Genomic DNA, 20,015 nt, shown 5'->3' with positions numbered 1-20,015 from the left:
GGCTCAATTCTCGTAGAGCGCCGGGACATGATGCCGACATGGGCAGACGACGTTGATAGTGCTCGATTTGACGAGTTCGTTGCGCCAGCCGAATTTGGACACTTGCGGGCGAAACGATGGCGGGAGCCGCGTAAGGCTACGGAGATGTTTTCCGTTGATACGGTACGAGGTTACAGGAGAGGCCGGGGCGACCGTCTGTCGCCCCGGCTCATTCAGTCGCGCTTCAGGGCGAACCCTTCCCAGCCATTGAACGCGGCGCGACGAACATGGCGCATTCCGCGCTGCTCAAGCTTGGCGTTAAATTTCGCGATCGGCAGGGCCGCGCGGCCATTGTTGCGAGTGTGCGCTACGTAACTGCGGTACACATCATTAGCCCCTTGAATTGGTGCATCGCCACGGACAGTGCAGCAGGATGTGAGCCAAGAACGGACCGTATCCGAACGCGTCCGCAGTTGCTCGGTCGCACGCTTCACCTTGCTGCAAATCCCAAGTTTGTATGTGTGATACTGTCGCGCTCCTTCGATGAGCCAGTTGAGGATACCCGGCAGTTCATTGGCGAGTTTCGCGTCGAGGTCGGGATCGCAGTCCTCGCCATTGAAACGGCGCATTAATGGAATCACGCGAATGCGGCGCCACATGGCGGTGTTGTCGTAAGCGATTTCGGGATCAGCATTCAGAGACAGCCAGAGCTTGCCGACCGGCGTGAACGTTTCCTGCTCCCCGAAATTGCTACGGCCGGTTAGCACATCGCTGCCACTAAGTTGCTTGACGAACGCCTCATCAAAACGCTTCTGCCCGTCGAACTCGGTACAAGCGTACAGGCGCGCACCCTTCAACGCCATGACCGCCGGGCTCGGCGAGTTCGGATTGCTGGCATACGCGCGTTGCAGCAGATTCGGAGCGACCGTCTTCCCGTAGTTACCGAGAGCCTTCGTGATGGCGCGCAGCAGTACTCCCTTGCCGTTGCCGCCCGGACCGATAATCAGGAAGAATACTTGCTCGCGAGTGTGCCCGAACGCGCTGTAGCCGAACGCGCGCTGGATGTATCGTGCGAATTCCTTGTCACCTTCGGTAATGCTGTCGATGAACCTTACGAACTCGGGGCACTCGGCTTCGGCGTCATAGGCAGCACCGCAGCGTTGCGTGATGAAATCGTCGGGACGAGCAAGGCGATGCTGTCCGGTGACAAGTTCGATCACGCCGTTCTCTACTCCCAGCAGGTCCGGGTTGGTATCGAAACGCGAACCGGACGTCTCTATGTCGGCGTCGAGGGCAGCGTGGCGCAGGATCGCGGCAAGCGAAGACGCGGTCGCTTGCCGTTGGAGGGCCGACAGGAGGCTGCCTTGCTTTTCGGATCGAACGCCGCGGACCATTTCGATCTGAGCTTCGACCATCGCTTTGCAATGGCGCAGCGCCAGATGTTGCGCCTTCTTCCAGATGTCGTCGAACACCCACCAGGTAGAAGTGCTGTGGTCGAATGCGACTTGGCCCTTGTAGGTCGCAACGAACAGGTTCGCGAACTCGACCTCGGTGGTCGGAACATCAACGTGCGTGATGCCAGGCGAGAACCGTTTCGCGTAATAGAACAACGTTCCCTTGGTAACGCCGCCTCGCGCCTTGAAGTTGCGCCATGCCCGATCCTGTTCGGTTTGATCGAATTTACCTGTAGCCTTCTTGGACCAGTTGTCCCACAACACCTTCCCCTGATCGTTCGGCATGAGCGAGTGCAGCGCCATCCCGACAGCGAGCCAGATGGGACGATCCTCAGCGGGAATCTTCTCCAAAGCGCCGCGCACCTCGTCAAGGTCATGCGTTTCGACAATATGCGTCTGCTTCTGCGGAGCACGCTTGCGTTTCGGTTTCATCCCGAATGCGCGCTTGAACTCGCTAAACGCGATCGGCTTCAGCGCTTCGCCCTGAGCAGCCGAAACGATCTTGACCAGATGGTTCTGCCCGTTTTTCCGGTTGATCGTGCCCGCGAGACGCATGCAGCGCGTTACGTCGGTCACGTTCGGATCGCCGCCTAGTTTTTTGGCGAGGAACACCTGTACGTGACGATACGCTGCGATCAGGCAACCGTCGACGAGCCAGACCACATGAAAATGGTCGGGCGACGTTTCGGTCACGAGGTGCGGTTTGATCGGAAACTGGTCGATAGTATCGAGAGAGGTTCCGCCGTCGAGATCGACGAAGAACGCATTGATGCGCGTGACGCGATCCGCCCGGCGGATACCGTCGCGAAACTCGTTCAGGGCGATGCCTACCGCCAAGCCTTGGCGCACCGCCGCTTCAATCCTCGGGCCGCATTCTTTCAAGGTTCCCGACAAAGACCGAGCGCTCCCCGCATTCCCTTTCTCGGGATAGACCTGGAAGCTGGTCGAGCGGGAGCCGTGCAGCAACTGTTTGTGATGCTTCAGATTTTCCTTGTCTACAGACATATGTAGGTATCCTATGTAAATTTGATTTTCCATTCCCTCTTCGACAAAAAAACAGAACGATTAGGAAGGTGGAGGAGGTGGAGGGTTTTTCAGAATTGATCGGAAGGAAAGCGTAGCTTTTTCTAAGATCGGAAATTGAAAAACACTTCCACTCCTTCCACTCCAACCGGAGGGATAGCTCTTTTTACAGTTTCGACGGGAAGGGTAGGTCGCTCAGGCGGTGGCCTGCTTCGAGTCACGGGCATCGATGCACGACGCGATGAACGCGTCCACTTCGTCTTCGACCCATGCGGAAGCGCGGCCGCCAGTAGGCTTCACGGGTTTCGGGAAGCGGTCCTGTGCGATGAGTTCGTACATGACCGTATTGGAGAGGCCGGTGCGTTCCAGTACCTGCTTGCGCTTCAGCAGGCGACGGTAGGCGCGGTTGCCGGGCGGGAATTCTGCCGCTACTGCAGCGAGGGGTTGTACGAGTGGGGAAGCCATGAATTTCTCCTTGTGAACGATCCGCCGCGGTGGCGGATTGCTGAGGATTATTCAAGGCAGGTTTGGCTTTGTCGACAGTGCTTAGTCGGCGGAGTTAGTGTCGGTCGGTGCTAACTATTCGAGTTAGCGCCGACGATGCGGCCGTTCCCGGGCGGTCTTCTACTTGCGAGGCGGGATATCGTCTCCCATTGCGGCGAGAAGCAGGTAATCGTTTGTGGCAACATTCATTGCGTCATCCAAGGCATCCGTAAATGTTTTCGGTGGCGTTTCAGGTCCCCATACGAGAGCAGCTCGCCCGGCGACGGTGGCTGCGCAAGCTCGCGCGTCGAGGATTTTTAGCTGTTGGAGCAGTCGAGGCATGGGCCGTTTTCGTCCTTTTTTTGCTGTTATGTTTTCGGCTCTACGCCAGCGATCAAGCTGCTGCTCAAGGATTTTTCTCGCGGTCTCGACTTGTGCATCGAGAATCCTATCGTCTTCGAGAGCAAGACGGAGATCGAAACGAACGGCGAACTGATCGGGTCGGATTGCTACCGGGCGAGTCCAGAGACCGTTGCGTTGGCGTCGAGGTCGGATTGGCAACACCGCCTTTGAGATGAACATCGGCTCAATAGATTCGCCATTGCTAGACCCGAACGGCTCGTCATAACGCTTGAATGCAGCCAACCCAAATTTTCTGGCGATGGCTTTTTTCTTCTGCGGCGTCGTCTCTTCGTCAAGCTCGTCACACGCTGCTCGGAAGTCATCATTGCGTTGCAAAAATTCCCAAGCCCACCGTTTGTTGGTCCATGTTTCGTGACCTTCATATCTGGCTGGGTCGAGTGGAGGTGGTGGAAGCGAATCGTTCTTTTGTCGAGGCATGGCTATCTGCAGGTAAGGTTGAGAGAAGTCGTGATTATCGCCCCACGTGCACATGCCTGTAGCCCGTACGTGAAAGAGGGGCTCATCTCCATGGCTCGTTCGGGCGGGGCGGTAGCCTTGTCGAGGGCGTGCCGCCTTATTCGGTAATGACTTGCCAATTTTTTCGTACTTACCTTGTGGTTCAGCGACCGGCCGATCACCGACAGATTCGCGCCAATTCCTCTTACCTAAGGACTCAGGTCGGGCAGTCTGGCGAGAGCGCGCGCCACAATGAGCGATTTCGTCTTCGGCCCAAGGGAGCACCAGGTTATCCTATGCCACTCGTTAAATCGGTCCAAGCAGTTTGAATCGACAATGGAAAAAACAGGTTGTCTTTTTTGCGGCGGACGTGCGGGGGCAGGCGAACATGTATTGCCTTCGAGCCTTGGTGGGCTTGTTATTGACAGGACCCTGTATTGCCACGCTCATGAAGGGCAGTTGGCGGACTTGGTTGTCCAGCTGGCTCACCAGATGGAGCCATTCTCGGCCTTGCTAGGGGTTCGCTCGGATCGAAAGAAGAAGCTCAGGGCCGCTACTGGGAAGGAACATGGCACAAACCACGACGTATCTATTTCCGTTGCCGAGGTCACCTATGCCCGCCCTAGGATAGTTTCGCGCCAAGAACGAGAGGGCGAGACGCATGTTTTGATACATGCCCGTTCTGAAGAGGAAGCCATTCGAGAAGTTCGACGCATGCTCAACCCCGGTGAGGAAATTAGGGTTGTCCATGCTGGCGAGCCTGTCCGGTTTTATCCGGGCGACATTACTTACCAGCGGGGGCTTGGTGGCGATTCAATGCTTGCTGCTGTGGCCTATATTGCCCTTTCGTTCTTGTCGCGCGAGTATCCGACGCATCGGATGGACCGCGCTCTTGATGACTTCAAGCGATTTCCACTCTTTGCAGCGCGACAGCTTTTATTGCCTGTTAACGAGCGAGTCCCACACCACGGAGGGTATCCGATTTGGTGGGACTTCGATGAAAGCGCGAAACTTCCCGATCCCGCATTTTCCTTCGCCCACCGCTTTGTCATAGGGTATGACGGATCCGACGGACTGTTGTATGGCCGGGCGATGTTTTTCTCCAGACTCAGCCTCTCGTTCCATTTTGGATATACCGAAAAGGGACGGCTCAGTTCGGCCAAAGTAATTGATGTCGATCCTCTTGCTGCTCAACGCGAAAACTCGATGAAAGTTTGCGACCTTGATAGCGCGGCGACACGTCCCGACCGGCCGGTAGCAAGGCAGAGCGCCGTTGCCCGCAGTCGCAACGAGTTGCTCATGCAAGAAGCCGTCGATTCATTGATTGCCGAAATTCAGGGATATCGATTGCAAAAGGACGCTCGAAAGGCGAGGCGCCTGATGTCTCGCGCCGCTAAAGCGGGACCGTCGGAGGCGATGACGCAAGCGCGCGAGATTTGCTCGGACGCGCATCAACGGCTTCTAAATTTGGCCCGCAAGTTACCGATCGACGCTGGTAACGACGTTGTACGGGCAACCTGGCTTCGCGAGTTGATACGACCCATTGAGCGCGCGCCAGAAGAGTCTACTGGTCTGACGGTGGCGGGGCAGGAGGCGCTGGCCGCAATGGCCGAAGCGTTGGCTGAGCAGATGGTGGAGGATTCTGTTGCCGGCACGCTCGATCTGACTCGGATGGAAAATCTCTTGGGAGGAACTGCAGGAAAAGCTGTCCTGGAACGCGCGCTTGTCGATTTCTCAATCCGCGAAGGTGGGCGATCGCACGACGGATCCACTTGAGCTCTGCACATATAGCGGACCGACGGGCTAATTGTGACTATCGTCGTTAGAGTGACGACGCCCAATGTCCGAGATTCCTCTGAGGTTGCCTTCAATATTGCTGAGTCAATGTACTCTTCTGTTCGACACCTTGCAGATCCGCTGCTTTACGGTCGCCTAGTCGATTGCTGCAAGCAGCTACTGTCGCAGGGTGAATGGAGCGCCGGTGTCCGTGATTCAGGCTACTGAATTAATAACGGGAGCGGTGCCGGGCTTGGCTGGCTGGACGTCCAGCAAGGTCGGCTAGCTGCCACTCGACAATGTTGGCATGCCGTCAGCGATGGGGGTAACGGCCAAAGCACCTCAGAGATGAACTGCCAGTCGCTTGGAAGGGACGTGCTCTGCACACGCCCGTTTTACCGTTGCCGTGCCCACACCGAACTGCTCGGCAGTCTCCCGAATGCTCGCGCCGCTTTCAGCGCGCCATGCCTTGATGGCTGCGTAGTCGTGGGATCGGGCGCGCCCCTTGTATTTTCCTTCCGCCTTCGCGATCGCGACGCCGCGACGCTGCATCTCTGCTCGGTTGCGGTAATCCGCTTCACCCTGTGCCGCCATGAAAGCCAGCACGGCGTCCCGCGTCGCTTTTTCGATGGGGTCTTTTGCCTTCCCATCAAACACCATTCCGTTGAGCGTACATTCGACGCGAACGCCGAGGTCCATTAAGCGGCGCATTGTCCGATGTAGTTCGTCATAACGGCGGCTGATCCGGTCGAGCCAGCGCACGACGAGAACGCCGCCATGCCGCAGATCGAGTTCCGCTTTGCGCCACTGCTCCCGCTCGTCAGGGGCGACGTGGTAGCCGCTCACGCCCTCGTCAATGAAAACGTCCTTGTCCTGCACGCCATGGGCTTTGGCGTCGTCGTACTGGCTCGACGAGGACTGGCCGTCCGTGGTGGAAATCCGCCCGTAGTAGAGTTTGCGCATGACTTTGAGTGGCTCATTAGAGTATATAGATCAATTATAGCATGGCTCAATTTTACGGTTGATCCTATTGATCCATGCTCCGATCCCCGCGCCCCTGGCTCGTCATGGTGTACCCAAGTGATCCAGATTTACGAGCAGTGTGCGCGTCGGTGTTTATGCGTGCTTCTCCCGTCGACTCTGCGAGTTGCGGTAGGCTATAGCATTCGATATCAGGCTTTGTTCGATGTCGTTTTCGACCAAACGGAGACTAAACTGAGATTCCTTCCCGACGGGCCGTCGATCCCAAATGAGCTGCTAAGCATCAGGGATAAAGGCGAAGTAGTATTTTTTTGTGGCGCTGGCGTTTCTATGCCAGTTGGCTTACCGAGTTTTTTCAAACTCACGAAGTGCGTCATGACGCGTCTGGGTGTTTCCCCAGCGTCAAAAATTGGCAAGCTCATGGCGCCTGCAATAGAGAAAAACGACCCGGACCTAGCGCCGCCGTTGGATCAAGTATTTGGCCTTCTTCAGAGAGAGTATTCCCGTCCAAGGGTCGAGCGGGAGGTCAATTGGCTATTGAAGATACCAAAGGCAGCAAGTCCGATTAAGCATGAAGCTATCCTTCGTCTCTCTGCTGATGCTTCCGGTACTCCGCTCGTAGTGACGACAAACTTCGATCTGATGTTTGAGCGGGCGAATAGACAGCTGCGTCGGTGGACGCCACCGTTGTTGCCACCGATGACAGCCATGGAGGTGCCGACGGGGATCGTTTATCTTCACGGCCGCTTGCGGCAGCAGAGTGACGATGGCCAGAATCTCGTGCTGAGTTCGGCCGACTTCGGTCGTGCGTATCTAGCAGACGGCTGGGCGACAACATTTATGCGTCAGTTGCTTGAGCAGCGTGTGGTTGTGCTATTGGGATATTCAGCAAGTGATCCCCCGGTTCGTTACCTCCTCGAAGGTTTGTCCGCAAGCAATTCCGCGAAATTGCGCACAATCTATGCATTCGACCGAGGGGAGCCGGAAACCGTGCGTGCGAAGTGGCACGAATTGGGCGTAACCGGTATAGCCTTTCGGCAGTTTGATGATTTATGGACAACGCTCGAAGCTTGGTCTGTTCGAGCAATCAACAAGGACTCGTGGACTGCAAGTGTTCTCGCGCATGCACGCACATCGCCACGGTCGTTACTTCCACATCAGCGTGGTCAGGTTGTTGCGTTGGTCGAAACTCGAGAAGGAGCAAAAGCGTTTGCTGACGCTGAGCCCCCACCTCCAGCAGAATGGCTGTGCGTTTTTGATAAATACTCGCGATATGGACGTCCAGAAAAGAACGGCTGGGCGAGTGATGCAGAAGAGATCAATCCGCACGTAGAGTTTGGACTGGATGACGATCCACCGCCTCCTCCATCGAATGGCCGGCCTACGGACATAGGTGGCGTTGATCTTATCGGAACATTGGCCACTGATGACGACGGTCAGAACTACACGCGGCTCGCTGGGATGCGATCCTCTCCGGCGGCCGTGGATTCGAAGCGTCTCTGGTGGTTTGTCCGTTGGTTTGAGCGAGTCGCAGAACAACCGGCCGCTATTTGGTGGGCTGCACGGCAGCGGAGTTTACATTCATCGCTTTTGGAAGCAGTGGATCGTCGATTGAATGGGCGTAATGGAGCCATTCCATCATTTGAAGGAGAATCGAGAAGTATTTGGGCGCTTCTATCCGAGTCGTTCACTGAGTTGCAGGAAGAAACAAGGGAGTTTTCATGGTATAGGCTTGCTGATCGAATTCGTGCCGAGGGCTGGTCTACTTCTGTACTTCGCAAACTCGAGAAAGTCGCACAACCACGGCTTTCCGTGAAGGCTATGCTTGTCTACCGCTCGCCCGCACCACCCTCGATAGATGAATCGGTGGATGTAGGGAGACTTGTTCAATTTGAGGTTGTAACCGCGCGGCGACATGGGGCCGATATTAACGTCCCGGATCATCTCGTGCTCACTGTTTTTCAGATTATTCGACGAATATTGTTTCGTTCAATAGACCTTCTGAATGAAACCGTTGGATCATTAAATTATTTTAGGTTGCCCGCCATTGAACCAGACTCAAGACCTGGGGGACATATCCATCATCGTGAAGGCATTGAGGCCGATTTCTTCTGGGCGGTTGAGCTATTTCAGCGCTTGTGCGATCTTTCTCCGGCAGAGGCGCGTGATGAGGTGGAGGCATGGCCAAAATCAGATAGGTATTTTTTCGACAAATTAAAATTGCACTTTTGGCGAAATCGTATCGCATTTGATGGTAAGTGTGTTGAGCAAGGCATTATTAAACTGTCTGACGAGACGTTTTGGAATATATATTTGCGGCGGGAAGTGCTTCTGTTGCTCAGGGATCGATGGAGTGATATTCGGCCCAAAATTAGACGACACATAGAGCAGAGATTCATCGATGGTCGGCAACCGTATGAGGGGGAAGCGTCGGAAGACTATAGGTTGAGGGTTATTTTTGATGCTGGCATGTCTTTAGGATGGCTAGAACGAAATAGCTGTGAATTATCACGATCGGCTAAAAATATTCTCAGTGATATCCGGGGAAATCCTGATTGGAGCGAGGATGCCGAGAAGTCAGCTGATCACGATTGGGATGGGAGAAGCGGTTGGGTTCAGCGAAAGACGGACCCAGAGAATTTGTTGCACCTGCCATTGGCCGAAATTGTCCCGCAGGCACTTAAATTGTCGAGGCGTGACAGTTCGGATTTTGTTGAACATGCACCGTTCGCTGGACTTGTGTCGAAGCGGCCAGTCCGAGCCCTCCGAGCCCTTTCATTGTATGAGCCAGAGGGCGACCATAGTGTATTTCTTTGGAAACAGTTGCTTTCCAATTGGCCAGATTCTGCGCCAAGACGAGCACTTCTAATTTGCGCGCACAAGCTTGCAGATGCTCCAGAAGATTTATTTTTTTGCATTCGCTTTGAAGCTACGTCATGGATTGAAAAATACTTGCCTCGTTTGTTCTCTTTCCGCGGAAATATCTTCTGGAGACTATGGGATCGAGTGTTCGATAAAATTGTTGCGCTCGGAAGTAAGGCAACGGGAAGTGCTATTCATGAAGTAAGGCGGGATGGGGAGGCGAAAGCTTTTACCAGATTGGTGGATTTTGCCATAAATTCACCTATAGGTCGCATGGTCGAGACGTTGTTTTCTACTTTGAGGGAGGGGAGCTATCAATCAAATGAGGGACTCGATGCCGAGCTGCTTGGAAGAGTCTACCGAGCACTTACATCCTCTGGGGATGGCGCACATCATGCCGCCACCTTGGTTGGCCGACGATTGAATTTCCTCTTTTATGTGGATAGTCGATGGGTAAAGCGCCGACTACTTCAATTTTTCTCTCGCCAGAACACACTATCAGACGCAGCATGGGCGGGTTTCATTTGGGAGGCGAATGTGCCTTCGGCTACGCTCTTTCGTTTATTGAAAGCTGATTTTGTAGCACTTTTCTCGGAATCTCAAGGCCCATTGTCAGACGCGGAACTTGAAAGAAATGCGGTGCATATGCTAATTGTTGCAAGATATTGGCGAACTAAAGATCGTCGATATATTAATGATGAAGAATGTCGTCGTATTCTACAAGGGCTCAGTGATTTGGGGCGTCAGTCCGCACTATGGATGGCTGGGCGAATCGTGGTGGATCAATCGGCATGGGAAACATTTGGAAAGTCGTTTTTTGCATCGACTTGGCCACAGGAGGTCATATTTCAGACTGGCGCAATCACGGAAGGCATAATTCGCCTGGCTCATGAGTTGCCAAACCTCTTCAGCAATATTATAGAGACTGTGCGTGATTATCTTACCCAAATTGAACATCCGGATGTCGTGCTTCACAGCTTGCGGGAAAAAATGGCAGACAATCTGTCACTCTCTAGACGATGGCCAAAACAAGTGCTCTTCGTGATCGACAAAATTATCGAGCCGGCACCTAACTATCCCCCGATGGGTTTGCGGGAGTTGCTGGATGAAATTGTCGAGGCTGATCCGGCACTACGAACCTCAAAGTCGTGGAGAAGGTTGCATAATTTGTTGTCAGAATAAGCGTAGTCTATTAGTACCTCGTCTTTTCACTGAGGCGTGACATAGAAATCTCGTGATGGGGCCGTCAATCACTCTGATTTCTTATAATAAATGACACATTGAGTGGTTGACGACTTGACGATCGACAGGTCGACAGGTCGACAGGTCGACAGGCATTGATTTTGGGGTACGTTGCTGTGAAGGTCGGTATTCGACTCTGCGACGAGTTTCGGTGGATAGCGTCAAGAAGACAGTCAAGAATCGTCACGACGCCTTTATCGTGGCGAGCTGACTTTGGTATGATCTTTGGAGGCAACTTCCGCAATCACACTTTAGGTCGGCTGCGGCCTCTGCGTGAAGGCGTAATTTAATATAGTAGTTTGTTATTTGTAATTTTTATGTGGCGCATACGCAGTCCCGACGTTTAGATGTCTAGCTACGATCGGACGCGTTCTGCACAAAACGGGGTGACTGCATGGCCGGGGAAAGCTTGCTGAAGGTGCTGCGCGGCGGCTACGCGCAATTCGATCGCATCGTCAAACTCGATACGCCGCTCGGCGACGACTGGCTCACGCCACTGTACGTCAAGATCAACGCGCGGATTGGGCGCAATTTCGAGGTGACCGTTGACGCCTCATCCGTCATGGGTGACAAGATCAAGCTCAACGCTCTGATGCTGCAACCCGTCACGCTTTGGATCCGCCAGACTGACGGCGGCTATCTGCCAATCCATGGCTATGTGCAGCGGGCTCGCCGCCTTGGAAATGATGGAAGTGTTTCGTATTTTCAGCTTCAGTTCTCTTCTTGGCTAAGCTTCCTCAAGCTCAGCAGCGATCGGCGCGACTGGCAGGAAGCCGGTGGCTGGCAGATTCTCACCGACGTATTCGACAAGCATCCGCAGGCTTCCGGCAACTATGGTCAGGAACTGCGCACGGCGATACGCTCATATTCGCACCGCGTGCAGTGGGAAACCGACTGGAATTTCGTGCACCGGAGTCTGGAGGAAGTCGGCGTGTTTCCGCGCTTCGATTTCGCGAAGGATGGCAAGTCGCACAAGGTCGTCATGATGGACGACCTCTATTTTGGGCCGGCGCTCCCGAATTCGGAGATGAAGTTCAGTCACGCGGGTACCGACGAGGATTTCGACGGGCTTACCCAGTTGAGCGAACAGCAGGACGCCCAAAGTGCGACGCTGACGCTCGGCACCGCCGACTATAAGCGACCTGACCTCGATAAACAGGCGAGTACGCCAGCGGCTGACCTTGATGAGTTACCCGGTCAAGGCGAAGAGTATCTCTATACCGGCTCACAGACGTGGGCCGAATCTGATGCTGGACAACAACAGGCCCGGATTCGAACCGAAGAATGGGCTTCGCGGTCAAAACGCTATTTCGCAATCGGTAGTCCCCGCTATGCGTTGCCCGGCTACTGGTTCAAGGTGTCGGGACATCCCCTCTTCGATGCATTGCCGGAGGAGGAGCGCGAGCTGTCGATCATCGCGAGCGACTGGTTGATCCAAAATAATCTGCCCGGCATGGATGCGCTCACGCGATTCCCGCATAGCCTGCGCAGCGAGATCGAGCAGGTCAAGGCGGCCGGAACTGGCACGACCGTGAACCACCGCGATGGCGGTATCGGATTTTTTCACGTCGAGATCGAAGCGCAACTTCGCAAGACGCCATTCCGCAGCCCGTTCGAGCATCAGAAGCCGGAAATGCATTTGCAGACGGCGATTGTCGTAACCGATAGTGACGAGGAAATCGTCACAGACGACGGCAATCGTGTGCGGGTCCGGACGTCGAACAGTCGAAAGGATCGCAATGCGAAGTCCACGTCATGGATTCGCGCGGCGATGCCGGACGCCGGCGCTAGGCGCGGCGGTTATTTCCCGTTGCGCAAAGATGATCAAGTGCTTCTAGGATTCGTAAATGGCGATTGCGACCGACCGGTGATCATCTCGCGACTGCACGGTGGCGCAACGATGCCGGTGTGGCACACGCATGGCCTGCTGTCCGGCTTCCGCTCCCGCGAGTATGGTGGCGACGGCTTCAACCAGCTTGTCATGGACGATTCGAGCGGTCAAAACCGAGCTCAACTTTACTCGTCGAGCTACAGCTCTCACTTGCATTTGGGTTACCTGATTGAGCAGTCCGACAACACGCGCGGCTCGTTCGTTGGCAGTGGCTTCGATCTCAAGTCGGAGGCGCATGGAGCGATTCGGGCGGTGCAAGGTCTGTCGATCTCGACTCACCCGGCAGCGGTACAGCCAATGAACGTGTCGGCCGCGACCGATCAGCTTGCAGCTTCGGAGGCAGTATTCGAGACGGTCTCGCAGGCGAGCGAAACGAATCGGGCCGAAAGCCTACAGGACGGCAGCGACGCGATGAAGGCCTTTACTGAGATGACGCAGGGCAACGTTCCGGGCGTCACCAAAGGTGGCCGCACGGCTGGCGGCGGAACGGGCAATGCCAGTGGATTTGCGAAACCGGCGTTGTTGCTGTCGAGCCCGGCAGGTGTTGGCCTATCCAGCCAGCAATCGATTCACGTGTCGGCGAATCAACAGGTCAACTTGGTAGCGGGGAAAAATGTCAATCTCGCAGCCGGGAAGTCGCTGCTCGCGAGCGTGATGGACAAGATCAGCCTGTACGCTCAAAACCTCGGGATCAAAATCTTCGCGACCAAAGGCCCTATCGAAATTCAGGCTCAGAACGATGCGTTGACGATGCTGGCGCAGCAGGACGTCAAGATCGAGAGTGCATCGGGACGGATGATTCTGCGCGCAGAAAAGGAACTGATTCTTAATGTCGGTGGATCGTATATCAAGATCACGCCTGACATGATCGAGAACGGGACGTCGGGCCAGATTCTCGAAAAATGCGCGTCGTGGGACAAGCCCGGGGCGTCGACCATGACGTTGCGTGATCCGCTGAACGGCACGCCGATTTCGAAGCATGGTGGTTACGCGGACGATTTCTCTGGTTGATCGAGATGCCCCGTTCCTGAAGCACGATAACGACTTACGATTTCAATTGCCATGACGGATAAGCACCCTCCAAAAAAACAACCCCCGAAGACGCCTGAGCCGGATGCCAAGCCCGCGTATACGCCTCTTGCATGGAGCTATCCATTTTCGCCTGCTGCCAAGGAAGGTGCAGCGTCCGATGCTGCAGACCCCATGACCTACATGAAGGTGCTCGCGACTGCGGAGGATGGATTTTATCCACTGGGAGCTAGCGGCATCTGGCACGGCGGCATTCACTTCGGGCAGAAAACAGGTGAGGCCCTGAAACAGGACGAAGGCGTACGCGCGATCGCCACGGGCGAGGTTGTCGCTTACCGACTCGACAACGAATACCCCACGCTGACCTACCAGGACCAACGTCATGCGTTGTACTCGCGGGGCTTTGTGCTGATCCGCCATACTTTGCAATTGCCACCCACACCGAAAAAGACGGAACCAGCACCCGCTCCCGCAAATGCACCAGCCGGATCACCCGCCTCGGGGGGGAATGCAACGCCTCCGGTACCGACACCAGCTCCCGCGCCCTCCGGTCCGCCACCCGGTGAAACGCTGACGTTCTTCAGTCTGTACATGCATACGCTCGACTGGAAAACGTATAAAGCCGCGCTCGATCAGCCCAAAACGGAGAGTGCAGACGCCAAGGCGCCGCAACTCAAGCCTCTTCCGTACTGGGAAGCTGACCGCTCGTATCGAGCGTTGAAACCGAACAAACAGGACCTTCCGAAACCGAAGCCGATCGATCCGAGTGCGCCCGATGACGATTCGTCGCCGCAGCAACCAGGCCCAGATGATGCGTTGCCGGAGCCTGTATCAGGTGTGCGGGTTCGCATTACTCCGAACGCCAAGCTCCTCGGTTTGCTACCCGAGGGCACGGAACTCACCGTGAACGAGGCCGATAACGGTGGGCGCAAGGGCTGGGCAAAAATCACGAAGATCATTAAAGGTGATCCGGTGGGCCCAGTCGTTGGTCAGCCGCCCGACGTGCAACTGAAGTGGGGTTACGTTTACATTTCGGAACTCGAGCCGATTCCCCAGTCTGGCCCTGTCGATAAGGTGGTCGTGCTCAAGAAGCCGTACCCCGTCAAGGCGGGAGACGTTGTTGCGCATATCGGACAATACCAGCGATACAGGGAAGCGAAACCCACTCCGCCGTTGCCCACTCGACCCTTGCTGCACCTCGAAGTTTTTGCGGGCCCCGATCTTCCAGCGTTCATCGCCAAGAGTCAGGCGCGCGCGAAGGAATTGTCGGCGGCAGATCCGAATATGGACAAGCCTTTTCTGGAAGTTTTGACAGGTGCAAAGCTCGTGACGAAAGCGCCTGATCCAGATTACACCCTTGAGCAGACGGATTTGAAGCTTGTACCCGTCAGCGATCCGAAATCGCGATGGGTCAAGGTACAACCCAAGACAGTAAAAATTCCCGCCGTGCAACCGGAGCCTGCTGCTCCGGCTGGCAAGGGGAAGAAGCACAAGGCAAAGCCAGCGAAAAAACCTGAGCCAATCGAGATGCCGACCGGTATTCCGTTCTGGATCGACAGCACCCTAGGTCTTGTCAATCAAATGACGAAGGGGCCTGTCAAGGGCTGGAAAGACTTTCCGCTAAAGGTTAGCCAAGCAGACGGGTCCCCAACGGACTTCCGGGTCATGTTTCGGGTGGTCGATCTCGACAAGCAGGGACCGCAAAGCTTGGCACGAGAAGACAAGGACGCGAGCGGAAAAACGAAACGCTGGTGGAATGTGACGGTCGGCACGAAAGACGGTGGAGCTCGTCAAGGCTGGGTGTGTGAACGGGACCATCCCAAAGTGCAGCTGTGTAGCCAGTGGGACTGGCCGGGGTTCGAGCTCGTCGACAACAGTTCGACCACGATGGTCGATATGTTCAAGCGTTACCTGTTCGTCGCTGAACTGGCCATGGGAGAGGATCAGGATAACTTCAAGCCGAGTGCTGATGCATTGGCTACCAGTGAGCTCATCCAGAAGCTCGAAAAAGCCATTGATGTCAATCACGACGGCAAGGTTACTGCCGCGGAATTGGCGGATGCGCAGAAGACGCCATGGTTAGCCGAAGCAATTTCGCACATAGTCGTGAAAAGTGAGAGCGAATGGGGCGGCAACATGGGGAAGTGGGAGGACATCACGCCCCATATGAAGCTCGTGCCATGGAAATGGCAGAACGAGATGGAACGGATCAAGAAGCTTCAGTGGTGGGAGGATGTTCAGTGTATTGATTCGAAGATTCTTCCGAAAGAACCGAAACCATGGCATTTTCATCCGATTGGGCTGATTGGAAATTTCTCGGCATCAGGCTCCTGCAATTGCATAAACGTGGATGAGTTTTGCAAGCGATATGCGGATCAACATCCGACTGAATTTGGCTGGTTCGAAGGCAAGAAACATGTGACGTTGCCACCGATGAATCCCCAGTCGGTCAAGAGCTTGCATGATCTTGTAACCGAAATGATGAAGCAATACCCGGTCCATTTCAAGGAATGCAAAACAGAGTACCTTGCGTATATGCTGGCAACAGCGCGAATTGAGTCGTACGACTGGCATACTCAGCATTTCTTCTCCCCGATATGCGAAGGAATTTCATATGATGAGGCGGAGACAAATTACGGAGTTGGCCCTCATGCAACAGAAGCACATAAAAAACGGGCTATAGCCAACGGAAACACAGAGGCTGGAGATGGGTATAAATATCGGGGGCGCGGACTGGTTCAACTTACGTGGAAAATTGGATACAAGAAATTTAAAGAAATAGCTGGCGCCGATATTGTCGCAAATCCAGATTTGGTCTTGGATTTACCTGTCGCGGTTAGAATTATGATGATTGGAATGAGGGATGGATTGTTTAGAGGCGGGAACTCGCTATCAACTCACCTCGATGGAGCAAAGCCTGACTATTATCATGCTCGCTACATTATTAATGGCGATAGTCCGGCGGGGTCAGGTCATCCAGACAAAGCTGAGCAGTTTCAGTTTTATGCAGAGAAATTTGAGAAGCTTATCAGGGAAACGAAATGATTGCTAAGTTTAGCTTTGGAACATGCCTCGCATTTGCATTTGCGTCAACTGCAATGGCGGGCAGCTATCAGATTCCTGGCCTGGAAGTTTGCGATGCGAATTCATCTGGGAAGCACTGCGGCCTCCAGTTGGATAGCAGTGGTTATCTCGTGGATAGCGCTAGCGGTACACACTTGTCTTCTGATCCAGATTTCAAGGGAGTCGTGGGTGATGCTACGCTCTATGAAAGTAAGACAAGTCTGGCTTTGGAATACAGCGATTCTTCATCGTCAAAAAACTGGACCGTCCTGATCTTCTCCTACAAGAATGGCGAGTTGCATGCTAAGAATTACATATCGCTCTCGAAGATGACGTTAGTGAATGGTGAACGATGGGGCGGGCAAAGTTGCCGAGGGGATGTGGTCTTGACCAGAGGGAAAACTATTTTGGCGAGCGCCTTTAAGGGCCTGTGCAATGGGAATGTGAATAATGATTCGCCGACTCCGACCAACACAGAAGCAATCAGAGTTGCAAGCCAAGCAGGGCTTGTTGTAACAGTGCCTGCATACGATGCTGATACGAGAGTTTGGTCGGTAGCAACGTACGCATTCCCTTCCAACAGCATGCCCGACGCAAGCGCATTACTCTGCCTTTCTGGTTGCAAGACTGATCCAGTAAATCAGCGTTTAGGTGGGTGGATCGGAAAGGATTTTTGGATAGATGCATCCTTGCCAAAAAGTGAGACTGGCACGGTCGACGGCAGCTACATCTATCTGAATAAAAAGGCACCAATTTCCGTTAAAGGAACAGTAGCGAATGGAAGTATGAACTTGACAGAATATTCGAGCTCAGGAAACGTGCCTGTCGCGACATTCACCGGAAAGAAGTTTGATAGCGCATATGTTGGAACCTGGGCATCAAATAACAAAAAATACAAATTCCTCCTGGGAACGATACTTTATTGATTATCCCGCCATGATTGATCTTATCCGCATCGACGACGACACGGACCATGGCGGCAAGGTCGAAACGGGCTCTGCGACCATGCGTTTCGATGGTCGCTATGTCGCCCGCAAGGGTGATCGCGTGTCGTGCCCCCAACATCCCGATGTCTCACCTAACCTCATCGAGGAAGGCGATCCATCGATGACGGATAATGGTATTCCGATCGCTCGTCACGGCCACCGCGCCACGTGCGGCTGTCACCTAATCTCAAGTCTCGTTTGAGTCTGAGGTCGAGCAGGTAGCGCCGTGTCGACACCATCATCGGTCATGCCTAGTGCCCCACACTTTTGCCGGGCTGGGGTGTTGGGTAACACATGGTTTGTTATTGGTAACGAGCGCTGTTTTTATGGCAACCGGCAACGATCGCCTCTCGAAAATCCGTGACTACCTCGCAACAGCAGGATTCACGCTGATGGCCCGCGAGTGGCGCGGTGTCTCGCATCAGTACCGGTTTCGTTGCGAAAACGGGCACGTATCTTCCCAGTTAGGAGCCAGTCTTTTGCGCCTCGTCCGAGTGACGCGGCGCTCGGTACGATGCCTTAAATGCTGGGGCGAGCAGACGATGACTCTAATGCACGATACGGCTGTCTCGGCTGGAGGTCAGTGTCTGAGTAAGCGGTATCGTGGAAAAAGCGCACACTACCGCTTCGTCTGTGCTGCAGGCCACAAGTTTGAGGCCAGCGCCGCTTCGGTCTTGGCCGATCATTGGTGTGCAAAGTGCTCCACCGAACGACGAGCTGAGCGTCGTCGATATCAAGGCGGCCTGAAACCGATACAGGATCGTGCGCGAGAGCGCGGCGGCGAATGCTTGTCGCCCGTCTATAACGGCCGCATGGCGAAGTATCGATTCCGATGCAGGCATGGGCATGAGTGGGAGGCCGCTGGCTACGACATCTTGCGTAAGGCATGGTGTCAAGAATGCTTCGTTGATGCGCGGCGAATTCCCGACGGACTTGCGAAACTGCAAGCGAAGGCGGCGGAGCACGGCGGCAGATGCCTCGCATCCTGCTATCAACGTATTCAGGCTCGTTACCCATTTCAGTGCGACCGGGGACACGAGTGGATGGCGTGGGGTACGGAAATCTTGAAGGGGCACTGGTGTCCGACATGTCGTACCGAAGACAGGCAGCGGCAGGGCATCGAATTGATGCGATCGATCGCTGCGGACCGGGGCGGCATGTGCGTATCTGGGCACTATGTCGACAACAACACGAGGCTCGAATGGGAGTGTGCGCGCGGTCATCGATGGTGGGCGCGACCCCGGCAGGTTTCGTCAGCGGGCAACTGGTGTGCTCAATGTCAGTATTTGTCGCAGATTACTCGGGAAAAAACGAGGCGAAAGCGTCGTTATGAGGCAGTAAGTCGTCGGAACCTTGATTTGTAGTCGCATTAATGAATTTGATGGGGCTGGAAAGCGATATCGAGCCTCGTTTTGCTATTCCTGCGCCCGATTTGGGTAGGTAATAAAGGCGTTAGCCTATATTTCGGGTTGCAAAATACACGAGGCGGCCTATTTTGCTCAAAAAATGAGCACCGATGCCCATTTTTCGCCCCGCAACGGTCCCATCCAGCGGTTGCCGCGCCACGCAAAGTTTACAAAACCATTTCGAATTGAAAATTCGGCCCATAGCGCCGCCGCATGGTTGCACCCATGCCAAGTCCTATCTGGGGTGAATCGGAGCCCCTGACGGGCCGGAAAATGAGTCAGAGAGCCATTTCCGGTATCAGCGGAGGATTCGGGACCGGCCCGAAGACATGAAAAAGTAAAAATTACCGATTTGTGAGCACTTGATCGAACCCCTTTATCTATTTTGATCGAGTTGTGCTACATTTTCCCCGCCGAAGAGTCGTTCTATGGTGTTGTTGGCCGATTTTGAGCAAAAATCCCTAGTTTTGCCTCTCTGCCTCGCGGTTGCCTGCACGTTTTCCGGCTCGGCCTGGACATCGCGTCTTCAACGGCCCCCGCGATCCCATTCATCGCACCTCGCTTTCCTGAAACGCCCCTGTATCGCCTCGCGTTTCAGTCTTTTCCACCCTTGAGCTTGTTTCCGAACATCAGTTCGGCGCCTTCGTTCGTCTTAATTATTCTGGATACCTAACCATGTACGCGCATCATCATTGCGAACCTCTGTTCCCTCTTGGCTTGATTGTTGCCACACTGGGCGCGCTCGACCTTCTCGACCGCACCGGCACCAACGCCAATGGCCTGCTTCGGCGGCACGGCAGAGGTGATTGGGGTGTCGTCTGCGCGGCCGATGCTCGCTCGAACGATCTCGCGGTCACGCATGGAACGCGTCTGCTGTCTGCATATGAGCTGGGCGATCGTCGCGAACGGCTGTGGGTCATCACGGAAGCCGATCGCCGGGCGACAACCCTCTTGTTGCCTTGCGAATACTGATGCGATGGAG

The 20,015-nt window shown here is 54.7% G+C and carries 11 protein-coding genes; 7 read left to right on the top strand and 4 right to left on the bottom strand.

The features are described 5' to 3' along the window. Positions 1-212: 212 nt before the first annotated feature. The 3 genes from CFB89_RS09610 to CFB89_RS34120 all read right to left on the bottom strand — a co-directional run bounded on the left by CFB89_RS09610 (position 213) and on the right by CFB89_RS34120 (position 3,779). On the bottom strand, positions 213-2,438 hold the full coding sequence (locus CFB89_RS09610) for a phage/plasmid primase, P4 family (RefSeq protein ID WP_179233396.1): 2,226 nt from the start codon (positions 2,436-2,438) through the stop codon (positions 213-215). Positions 2,439-2,651: 213 nt separating this feature from the next. Further along, on the bottom strand, positions 2,652-2,921 hold the full coding sequence (locus tag CFB89_RS09605) for an AlpA family transcriptional regulator (protein WP_089467647.1): 270 nt from the start codon (positions 2,919-2,921) through the stop codon (positions 2,652-2,654). 159 nt (positions 2,922-3,080) lie between these two features. Next, positions 3,081-3,779: a transcriptional regulator domain-containing protein gene (locus CFB89_RS34120; protein WP_144030082.1), complete on the bottom strand. Its 699-nt coding sequence runs from the start codon at positions 3,777-3,779 to the stop codon at positions 3,081-3,083. Positions 3,780-4,049: 270 nt separating this feature from the next. On the opposite strand from CFB89_RS34120, the gene CFB89_RS09595 reads away from it, so the two are divergent. Continuing rightward, complete coding sequence (locus tag CFB89_RS09595; protein WP_179233395.1) at positions 4,050-5,573, top strand: hypothetical protein; 1,524 nt, start codon at positions 4,050-4,052, stop codon at positions 5,571-5,573. Between the two features lie 342 nt (positions 5,574-5,915). Here the strand turns inward: CFB89_RS09595 and CFB89_RS09590 are convergent, their stop codons facing one another. Further along, complete coding sequence (locus CFB89_RS09590) at positions 5,916-6,536, bottom strand: recombinase family protein (RefSeq protein WP_089467644.1); 621 nt, start codon at positions 6,534-6,536, stop codon at positions 5,916-5,918. Between the two features lie 393 nt (positions 6,537-6,929). Between CFB89_RS09590 and CFB89_RS09585 the strand changes: the two genes are divergently transcribed. From CFB89_RS09585 to CFB89_RS09565, 6 genes are all read left to right on the top strand, one after another. Continuing rightward, positions 6,930-10,598: an SIR2 family protein gene (locus CFB89_RS09585; RefSeq protein WP_179233394.1), complete on the top strand. Its 3,669-nt coding sequence runs from the start codon at positions 6,930-6,932 to the stop codon at positions 10,596-10,598. A gap of 454 nt (positions 10,599-11,052) precedes the next feature. Further along, positions 11,053-13,560 carry a type VI secretion system Vgr family protein gene (locus CFB89_RS09580; RefSeq protein ID WP_089467643.1) on the top strand — a complete coding sequence of 836 codons (2,508 nt, stop codon included), beginning with the start codon at positions 11,053-11,055 and terminating at the stop codon, positions 13,558-13,560. 51 nt (positions 13,561-13,611) lie between these two features. Next, positions 13,612-16,623, top strand: a complete 3,012-nt coding sequence (locus CFB89_RS09575) for a calcium-binding protein (protein WP_089467642.1) — start codon at positions 13,612-13,614, stop codon at positions 16,621-16,623. Continuing rightward, positions 16,620-17,567, top strand: a complete 948-nt coding sequence (locus tag CFB89_RS34115) for a hypothetical protein (RefSeq protein ID WP_144030080.1) — start codon at positions 16,620-16,622, stop codon at positions 17,565-17,567. Before CFB89_RS09575 ends, CFB89_RS34115 begins: the two co-directional genes overlap by 4 nt. A 10-nt stretch (positions 17,568-17,577) precedes the next feature. After that, on the top strand, positions 17,578-17,829 hold the full coding sequence (locus CFB89_RS09570) for a PAAR domain-containing protein (RefSeq protein ID WP_089467641.1): 252 nt from the start codon (positions 17,578-17,580) through the stop codon (positions 17,827-17,829). 1,879 nt (positions 17,830-19,708) lie between these two features. Beyond that, positions 19,709-20,005: a hypothetical protein gene (locus CFB89_RS09565; RefSeq protein WP_089467640.1), complete on the top strand. Its 297-nt coding sequence runs from the start codon at positions 19,709-19,711 to the stop codon at positions 20,003-20,005. The last annotated feature ends 10 nt before the right edge of the window (positions 20,006-20,015 follow it).

It is taken from the genome of Burkholderia sp. AU16741, from assembly GCF_002223345.1.
GTDB lineage: Bacteria > Pseudomonadota > Gammaproteobacteria > Burkholderiales > Burkholderiaceae > Burkholderia > Burkholderia sola.
Note: the sequence above shows the minus strand (reverse complement) of the source record. Positions and strands in the feature narration are given on the sequence as shown.